Here is an 8,640-nt window from a genome sequence, read left to right as displayed (position 1 = left end):
CGAGCCGGTCGACGCCCGCTCCAACGAGCGACGCTGCCTGAGCCTCGCGATGAGGCCGGCTCGCGCGCTGCCGGCGATGGGAGTCAACCGCGATCGTGCGGCCGAGCAGTTCAGACAGTCGACGAACGACGTTTTGGCGCATAGAGACAGTTCGTGGATTGTCGGTGTCGGTACTCACACCCGCTGGCGTCCGACACCACTTCCGCCAAAGCCAGTCGGTATCGCCCGGCCGGATACGCGGCATCGTCTGCGGATACCGGGGTGCGCGCCGCTGCAGCACGGCTAGCCGGTCCTCCGGGTTGCCGAACGGGCGCGTCGCATTGGGCCGGCTGATGGCGGGGCCGGGACTTCGCTACTCGTTCCATCGAGAGTTCCGTTGGTGGTGTGCTGCGCAAGAAAGAGCAGACTTGCGTCGGTGCCTGAGGCGACTCGAAGTGCGCCAGCGAGAAGATCGGAAGAACCGTCGGGCGACGATGCGGCCGAGCCAAGTCCGGTAGAACTCGCCGAATTCCCGTCCGCCGGGTGGCATCGGATGACTCTCTCGGTCCTGCCAGGGACGGGGAAGCGGACAACAGGGTTTTCGGCAGATCCGACGATCTCCCACTCGTGCACCGAAAGGCGCGAGATTCAGCCGGTCGGCGCTGAACCGGAGCATCTAACGCCGCCACGCGACCAGCCGACCGCTGGGGAGCCCGGCGCCTCCGAAATTGGCCTCCTCAGACGGCTTCAATGACCCAGGCCCACTCGCTAGCGACGTGGCCGGCGTGCATGTGGGGGGACCAAGCGACGCCGGCCACGTCTGGTCTCGCCGGCCGCTAGTCGGCGAGACGGTGGAGGGCCCTAGTCGGCCAGCCCGCGGAACCGGAGACTGGCCGATCCAACTGGGTGTAATGTAGACGGTGGATGCTGCAAATCGCCTTCACGTCGTGGCTGACGCCGAGTCTGCCACTGGACCGGTGGCTGGTTGCGGGGCGGACTGGCCGCTCGGCGTTCCCCCATGCCGAGGTATCGACCGCGAACGGCTGCAGGATCTTGAGTGCGTTCATCACCTGCCAAGTTGCCGCGCGGGATAGCCGAAACGCGGGTAGCCAAAGGCCAGCGCACGTGCCGGGGAGCAGCGGTCTGCAGGCACAACGCCAGGGTCGCCGGCTGCTCCCGCAGAAGCCGCCCGACAGGCGCCGTAGGCATGCCAACTCCGCACGGTCGTACTGCGGGAGGCGTGTCCTCAGACGGCTTTAGTTCGCGTGGATGCGGCCGCAGTAAGGCCAACCCGGTAGCAGGAAGATCCTCTGCGCCCTTCTCGGCATGGCAGGCCGTTCGGGCGGTGCGGGTCCGGCCGGCGTCACAGGGTCGGAGGCTCATGCCCGACAACTACGGCTTCCGGTCTCTAATCTTGAAAAGAACGCTGAGGACGGTGAGGCCGAGTGCCAGTACAGACAGCCAGCAGCAGGCGGCGGCAGGCAGGCGCTTGCTGAGCACGGTGACGCCGAGCGCTGCGGCCACGGCGGGTTCAGCCAGGGTCAGCGTGGTGGCCGCGGCCGCCGAGGTTGACGCAGACCCCGTCCGAAGAGGCAATAGGCGATGTAGACGGTGAACACGGCGAGGTGCAAGGTCACCGCCGAGCCCCGCGCGGTGAGGAGCCAGCCGGTGCCACACGCAGCATGATCGGAAGCGTACGAGAGTCCGACCGACACCGACCGCGTCCACGGACTCGCGGTGTTGTCCGAGTTGGGACCCGAGAACAGGCAACACGCAGCCCAGCACTGCGGTTGCAGCCGCTCAGCGCACGTTCGGGCGATACCTGCCCGTCATAAGGGTGGCACGGCACGAAGCGCATCGCCGGTGTCGGTGGTAGGGCCGCACCCTGACCCGGGCGAGAGGGGGCGCGCGCACGCATCCGGCTTGCAGCGACCGACGCATCACCTACTCCAAGCAGCCCAGCGCTGCGCCCTGGTCCTCTTCGGCGGCCTTAAGTGCTGTCTCACGGCGATGCGCCCGCTTCGACCCGGGGTGACCGCCCGGATCAGGATCAAGCCGCCGTCGATGAAACCGATAGGCCGCCTAGCTAGCGGCGGCCGATGGGCCTACAGGTCTTGATCGGTGAAAGAGAAGTGAAATGCAAGGTCAGTAGCCTCATCTTCGCCTATCCAGGGCGGTACGGCCGGGGTCCCTCCAAAACACCGGCCGTACCACTGGAGGTTGTGCGCCTGAAAGGCAAATACGCGACGCGGCGGGCGATGCCGCCAACACAATGCCGAGGCTGACCTGCTGGCCGCCGACACTGATGCCACCCAGCTATGAGTTCGCGTGCTAATCCATCCGAACTGCCGTTGTTGGGCTGCTGCCGCCGCCATCGTTGGCGCGACGTCCTCGCCGCAAGCAGTTGGCCACGGAGGCCGGTGCCTATCAGCGCCACGGAGAGGCGGCCAACGAGCTCTATCTGATCGCCACGCCGCTGCGGCTCCTGAGGGCTTCTGGAGATAAGCCGGGCCGAATCCCCTTCTCCGCCTGCTATCCGCGCTGCTGGGCCGCCGCGCCACGCCAGCTCAACCGGTTCGGAGTCTCTGATTGGCCTGGCCGTCCGATCGAATTCGACCCGGAACGGCCCTATGTCGCGTCTCTTTCCCCGGTGGGAGGTCGCGCTCTGCGTACCGGGTCGTGAACCTATCGGCTGCGGCTCGAAACACCGCGCCGCAGTTAAACGAAGCGCTAATCATCACTTGCTAGGGTTTGACTCGCGCGGTTACGATCGTGGGCATGACCCGAATGGTGTCACTGCGACCGATGACACCCGCCGAGTATGCCAATTATGCAGCCATCCTTCACGAGGATGAGGTTCAAGCGCTAAGCGCTTCGATGCCCGAGTCCGAGGCGCGCCACCGCGCGGCGGAAGGCGTCAAGCGCAACCTTCCTGACGGGCTCGGCACGCCCCGCCACCACATCTTCACGGCTGAGAGCACTGCGGGCGAACCGGTGGGCGCGGCTTGGATTGGCCCCGATCCGTATCGTCCCGAGAGCGATGCTCTTTGGCTTTACGACATCCGCGTCCTAGATGACTTGCGAGGCCAGGGCTACGGCGCTGCCATCCTGCGGGCGACCGAGGAGTGGTGCCGTGCAGCCGGCGCCGACCAGATCGGCCTGAACGTATTCGGCGACAACAGTCGGGCGATCACGCTATATGCCACTAGCGGCTACACCGTGGTCGCCCAGACCATGCGCAAGTCACTCACACCCCGTCTCCCGCTGTGATCCTCTCGCCCGGGACCGTGAGCGCGGGCTCAGGCGCCTAGCGTGCCCGTCGTACGCTGGCTTCAGTTGAATCGCAACTCGCTGAGGGTCAGGAGAGCGGCGGTGCGCGATGGCAAGTGTCCTTCGCGTCGGGCGACCCGACGAACCTGACCGAGCTCGCAAGGCGACGGTGGCCGCGGCGAGCCTCGGTCAGTAGGCCTTGCTGGCCAGGATCGTGCCGCCTGCCGGTGCCCGTAGCGGCGTTGCGCTGGCGTGATGTCGGGGAACCGCCTGCTCGAACTCATCGGCCGGATCCTGGAACGGTTGGCGTCCGACCCTGAGGGCCGCGCGCCGGTCACGGCTGTCGTGGGAGCTAAACACGTGGCGGGCTGAGGGCTCGGGCAGCCCAGCGACCGGCAGCAGGTGCACTTTCTGCGCGTGCGAGAGCTCGGCCGGGACGGGCACGCTACGCGCACCTCGCCGTCCAGGGCGACCACATCCAGCCCTTCGCCGCCGCGCAGCACGAGATGGTCGTCGTCATACCAGCCGATGACGCCCTCCGCGGCGAACTCCGCAGTGAACTCCCCGATGGTCAGGTCGACGATCCGGACCTGGTTGTCGACCCACTGCGCCACCGCGGCCGCCCGGCGGCGACCGCGGCCTCCCCGGAAAGCCCCATCGTGCGGATGGTTTTGCCCTTGAGGTCGTTGAACCGAACCACCGCGATTGTCCGGTCGGCGTTGAACTCGCCGTCAGCGGCGGTGTGTGCCCGATGGTCCGGCCGTCCCGGCTCCAGAAGAAGCCGAGCCCGCGGGCGTTGAGCGACTGCATGTCCGCCATGGGCACGAACGGGCCCTTCTCGAGCGTCACCGTGTCGATCACGGTGAAACCGCCCTGCTCCTCTTTGCCCATGTCGCCGAGGAGCACCTGAGGGCCGTCGGACGACCACTCGGCGCCGTTGACGTGGGAGTTGTTGGCGTACCCAGTGCACCGAACCGCTGACCCGTTCATGATGCCGCCGCGCTGGCCGTCGGCCACGAAGACTCGCGCTCCGTCCGGCGCCGCACCGCGGTCGAGTACTGAATCTTCCGGGACTCCCCGGTGTTCCGGTCGAGCACGTAGGAGACGGCGTCTCCGGGCCGATCGCACCGTCGCTCGGGTGGGCGGGCCGGCCTCGTACGCGATCGGCACGGCGGCCACCGCCGCGAGCACCACCAGTGCGGCAACACCGGCGACCCGGTTCCGGCGGCGCCGCTCGGCCAGTGCGATCGCCTTGCCTGCCAGGTCCGGCGGTGGTGGCACGTCGGTGAGGTCGCGTAGGGCGCGACGCAGTTGCGGCAGTCACCGCGACTCCCCTATCCGCTGCGGGGCGAGCTCGGGGCAGAGCACGCGCAGTCGGTCCAGGCCTCGGGACGCAAGGCTGCGTACGGTCGCCGCCCGGCACCCCAACAGGTCAGCGATCTCGTCGTCGGGCACGTCCTCGAGATGGCGGAGCACCAGCACGGCCCTGTCTTTCGGGCTGAGCTGGGCCGCAGCAGATACGCGTCGAGGTTGCCGTCCCGCACCCGCCCAAGTGCCGGTACACCTTGGCCAGGGCGGGCTGCAGGAGGTCCTCGGCCTGGTGCGGATCGCCGGTCAGCCCAATGGCGAAGCGGAACAGCCGTCGACCGCTCGGTGACGAGGGCCGTGAAGTCATAGCGCGTCTCAGCGTCCACGCCGGCTTCGTTGACTCACGACGTTGGAAGCGTCCCGCGTCGCGAATCGGTTGCGTGTTTCTCGCGCCAACTTGCTGCTGACCAGCTCAGTCGGCAGCGTCGTGACCGGCGATCTTCCTGCCAGGCGTTTGGCAGGGCCGAGCATCGTCTTTGTCCGGCTGAACAAGGACGGCGCGCACGCGGCCGTCGCCCGCGCTCAGATGAGGATGCTGGTGGATCCCCGGATCACAAGCTCCGTGGGCAGGATCGTGTCCACGCGCTCGCCTGGATTCAGCAGCTGTTCGGCTGCGGCACGTCCCTTGTCGTAGTGCGGCTGGTGCACGGTGGTCAGTGCGGGGGTGGCCCAAGCTGCCGTTGGTGCGTCGTCGAATCCGACGACCGAGAGCTGCTTCGGCACTGCGATCCCCCGTTCGGCTGCAGCCCGCAGGGCGCCGACCGCGAGCTCGTCACTGGTGGCGAGCAACGCTGTCGGCCTGTTGGGCTGGTCTAGCAGCAGGCCGGCGGCCCGGCGGCCGGCCTCTCGGCTGTACGGACCGCATTCGACCACCGGCACTTCAGCCCAGTCGATCCCGGTCGCGGTCAGCTCGTCGCGGAAGCCCGCAAGTCGCTCCCGGATGACATGGGACCGCGCGGTGCGCTGTCGCACCGTGTCCGCCAGCCCTGACCGGCCGTCGCCTTGTAACGGAAGCGCGAGGACGGCGATCCGCCGATGCCCAAGATCGATCAGATGCCGGGCCGCTGCTGCGGCGCCGGCCCGGTCGTCGATCCCGACGTGTCCCGCGTCGGGCCGCGCCGGTCCGTCTACCACCACCACCGGCAGCTCGCGCCCGATCGCCGCGTCTATACGGGTGTCGCCGTCGAGGTCACAGTGCAGGACGAAGCCGTCCACGACCGCCCGCCCAACGAAATCGTCGCTGCTGCCCCGCGGGATGAGGACCAGGCCGACCCCTGCCTGTTCGCAGACCTCGCCTAGCCCCGTGATGAAAAGCGTCTCCGCTGGGTCGGTAAGAGCGAAGGTCAGCGGGTCATCGAAGACCAGCCCAACCGCACCGGCTCGCCGCCGGCTGAAGGTGGCCGCGATCGGATCCGGACCCGGGTAGCCCAGCTGCGCCGCCTCGCTCAGAATCCGTTCCCGCAGCCGGACGCTGAGTTGGTCCGGCCGGTTGTAGGCGTTCGACACTGTCGCCTTCGAGACTTGTAACGCCCGCGCCACGTCGGCCAGGGTGACGCCCCGGCCTGGGCGCCCTCCTCCGGTGCGCCTTCGCGCAGCATCAGTCATGGAACGATGATAACGTTCTGAACTAGTTAAGTCTGAACTAGTTCAGAGGATGTCGGAGATGAGTCTCAAGACCCCATACGCGGCGGTCGCAGCCGCGTTTCTCCTGTGCGGTCTGATCTTCAGCACCTCCATGGCACGGTTGCCGGCCCTCCAGCACGGTCTCGCACTCAGCGACGGAGAGTTAGCGGTGGCCTTGGTGGGGCTCAACGGCGGCGCAGTCCTGGGTCTCCAGGCCGGTGCGGTGTTCTGCCACCGCCTTGGTAGCAGAACAACGCTGCGGGCTGTGTTGCCAGCGTTCTCGCTGCTACTGATCCCCATTGCGATGGCACCCACGATGCCGGCACTGGTGGTTACGTTCGCCGCCTCTGCAGCCGTCAACGGCGTGATCGATGTGGCGATCAACGCCAACGGTGTGGCGGTCGAGCGGCAATCCCGGCGGGTGGTGCTCTCCCGGCTACACGCCATGCTTACCCTAGGTGGCATCATCGGCGCCGCCGCGAGTGCGGTCGCCGCCCATTTCAACGTGGGAGTGAAGTCGCACTTCACGGTGACGGCGGTGGCGGGAGCGGTCGCCGCGTCGCTGTTGACCCGAGGCCTGACGGTGGACGGGAACGGGGGCGGGACGCCGACTGCCAGTCCCTCCGCCCGCTACCTGCCCGCGCCGAGCCGTGCCACCTGGGTCATCGGCTTCGGCGGCCTCGGCTTCTGCGTCATGCTCGCCGAAGGCAGTGCCAACGACTGGACCGCCATCTACCTGCACGATCTCGGCGGCAACGATGCCTTCGCCGCCAGCGGCGTCGCGATCTTCCTCGCCACCATGACCGTCGGGCGACTCGCGGGCGACCACATCCGCCAGCGAATAGCCGCCGCGCCGCTCGTCCGCGGTGCCGCTCTGCTCGCGGCCATTGGTCTGGGTACTGCACTCCTGATCGGCCACCCGCTCGCCGGACTGGCCGGCTTCGCCATGCTTGGACTCGGCCTCTCCGTGACGCTCCCCGTAATCCTCGGTGAGTCCGCCCACCGGGCGGCCCGTAGCGGCAAGTCCCCGGCAGCGACAGTCGCGCGCGTCTCGACCATCGCCTACCTGGGCAGCTTCCTTGGCCCTGGCCTGATCGGCGCCCTGGCGATCGTCACGAGCTTGGAGACAGCCCTTCTCCTGCCAGTAGCTGCCGCCGCCGTGACCGGCCTCGGCGCTGGGCTGCTCGCGCCCCGGCAGCAGTCGACGGAAACCGGTCTTCCCGCACGAGCCATTACCTACGACAGGACTCTGCGCAGCAGCGGACAGGGGTCCACGGGAACACGCTCTTCGTAGAACTCACGCCCCGAAGGCGGAGATCTTCTGCTCCGGGGCAGGTCTGGGCAGTGAGCCAGCTTTCGGCTTCGCTATGTATGCGGCCGTACCCTCGGTCTACTTCCATGGCTCCGCTGGCTTGCAGGTCGCCCGTGCACATGGTGGCGTTCACTGAACAAGGCATCGTCGTCGGCTGGTGGTGGTGTCGCCGCCAGCTGGCATGCCGGTGCGGGGCGAAACAGCTGCTCGTGACGACGTGCCGGGTGATGGCTTGAAGCCGACATCCATCGCACCGGCTGCCGGCCCTGCGGACCGAAACCGCCTGGCGTTCGGGACAGTCGTTGGGGCAGGCCCGGTCAGGTGCTGGAAGGGACCAGGAACGGCGACGGCAGATCGGTGCGTGGTGCACGACCGTCGTGTTTCGCGTAGGCGTCGCGCACCCGCGCCGGGACCGCACCGCGCTCACTGACGGCCTTGAGGCCCAGCTGGCCGCCGTACCGTTGAGCCCACGCCCGAATCGCCCGCGTCTCCTCGCGGCGGCTCTCGCCCTGGGCCGAGACAACCGTCCGGCGGTGACGCTGACCGGTAGCTGTCACCCGTGTGCCCGCCTCGGCATACGGCCGGAGGGCCTGCCGCAGCCGTTCGGCGTTCTCGCTCGACAGGTCAATCTCGAACGAAACGCCGTCGAGCGCGAACACCACGGTTTCGTTCGCGACGCTCCCGTCGAGGTCGTCGACTAGCTTGACGATGGTCGTCTTGGACACTGAGCAGATCTCCAGTCTGGAAACGATCGTTCACACTGACCGCACGGTAACCGATCCACGACTCATACCCGCGTGCGGCGTGACCGCGCCGGACATAATGCGACAGGGCAGCATCCTACAAACCGGCTCCGGCCTCATGCGTCGACCGGGCACGCCGTCGGACGACCGCGTATGCGGGCACCGCCGCTCTGGTTCGCTGCCCGGGCCTTGCCGCCGTTGGTCAAGCCCTCGAACAACAGGGCAACGACGGCGGTCGGCGGCAGCCCAAATCGAACCGGAGTGACAAATCGCTGCCGTGAGGCGCTAATGTTCACGTTGATTGCGCGCAGACGAACGAGCGAAGGACGGCAGCCTGTGGCCAGG

The 8,640-nt window shown here is 67.9% G+C and carries 7 protein-coding genes; 2 read left to right on the top strand and 5 right to left on the bottom strand.

All coding sequences use genetic code 11. The features are described from left to right. The first annotated feature begins 2,757 nt into the window (after positions 1 to 2,757). A complete protein-coding gene (locus Asi02nite_RS40285) occupies positions 2,758 to 3,249 on the top strand; it encodes a GNAT family N-acetyltransferase (RefSeq protein WP_203719320.1) in 492 nt (163 codons plus the stop codon). Between the two features lie 189 nt (positions 3,250 to 3,438). Here the strand turns inward: Asi02nite_RS40285 and Asi02nite_RS40280 are convergent, their stop codons facing one another. The 3 genes from Asi02nite_RS40280 to Asi02nite_RS40270 all read right to left on the bottom strand — a co-directional run bounded on the left by Asi02nite_RS40280 (position 3,439) and on the right by Asi02nite_RS40270 (position 6,222). Beyond that, positions 3,439 to 3,693, bottom strand: a complete 255-nt coding sequence (locus Asi02nite_RS40280) for a hypothetical protein (protein ID WP_203719319.1) — start codon at positions 3,691 to 3,693, stop codon at positions 3,439 to 3,441. An 876-nt stretch (positions 3,694 to 4,569) separates the two neighbouring features. Beyond that, entirely contained in the window at positions 4,570 to 4,731 is a 162-nt protein-coding gene (locus Asi02nite_RS42625; RefSeq protein ID WP_308440203.1) for a sigma factor-like helix-turn-helix DNA-binding protein, read from the bottom strand. 408 nt (positions 4,732 to 5,139) lie between these two features. Then, positions 5,140 to 6,222: a LacI family DNA-binding transcriptional regulator gene (locus Asi02nite_RS40270; protein WP_203719318.1), complete on the bottom strand. Its 1,083-nt coding sequence runs from the start codon at positions 6,220 to 6,222 to the stop codon at positions 5,140 to 5,142. 58 nt (positions 6,223 to 6,280) lie between these two features. Here Asi02nite_RS40270 and Asi02nite_RS40265 point away from each other — a divergent pair, with 58 nt between their 5' ends. Further along, complete coding sequence (locus Asi02nite_RS40265; RefSeq protein ID WP_203719317.1) at positions 6,281 to 7,534, top strand: MFS transporter; 1,254 nt, start codon at positions 6,281 to 6,283, stop codon at positions 7,532 to 7,534. 335 nt (positions 7,535 to 7,869) lie between these two features. Here the strand turns inward: Asi02nite_RS40265 and Asi02nite_RS40260 are convergent, their stop codons facing one another. Both Asi02nite_RS40260 and Asi02nite_RS40255 read right to left on the bottom strand, forming a co-directional pair. Further along, positions 7,870 to 8,277, bottom strand: coding sequence for a histone-like nucleoid-structuring protein Lsr2 (locus Asi02nite_RS40260; RefSeq protein ID WP_203719316.1), 408 nt, complete (start codon positions 8,275 to 8,277; stop codon positions 7,870 to 7,872). A 134-nt stretch (positions 8,278 to 8,411) separates the two neighbouring features. After that, on the bottom strand, positions 8,412 to 8,640 hold a 229-nt coding region (locus tag Asi02nite_RS40255), incomplete at its 5' end, for a hypothetical protein (protein ID WP_203719315.1).

It is taken from the genome of Asanoa siamensis (assembly GCF_016862555.1).
Lineage (GTDB): Bacteria > Actinomycetota > Actinomycetes > Mycobacteriales > Micromonosporaceae > Asanoa > Asanoa siamensis.
Note: the sequence above shows the minus strand (reverse complement) of the source record. Positions and strands in the feature narration are given on the sequence as shown.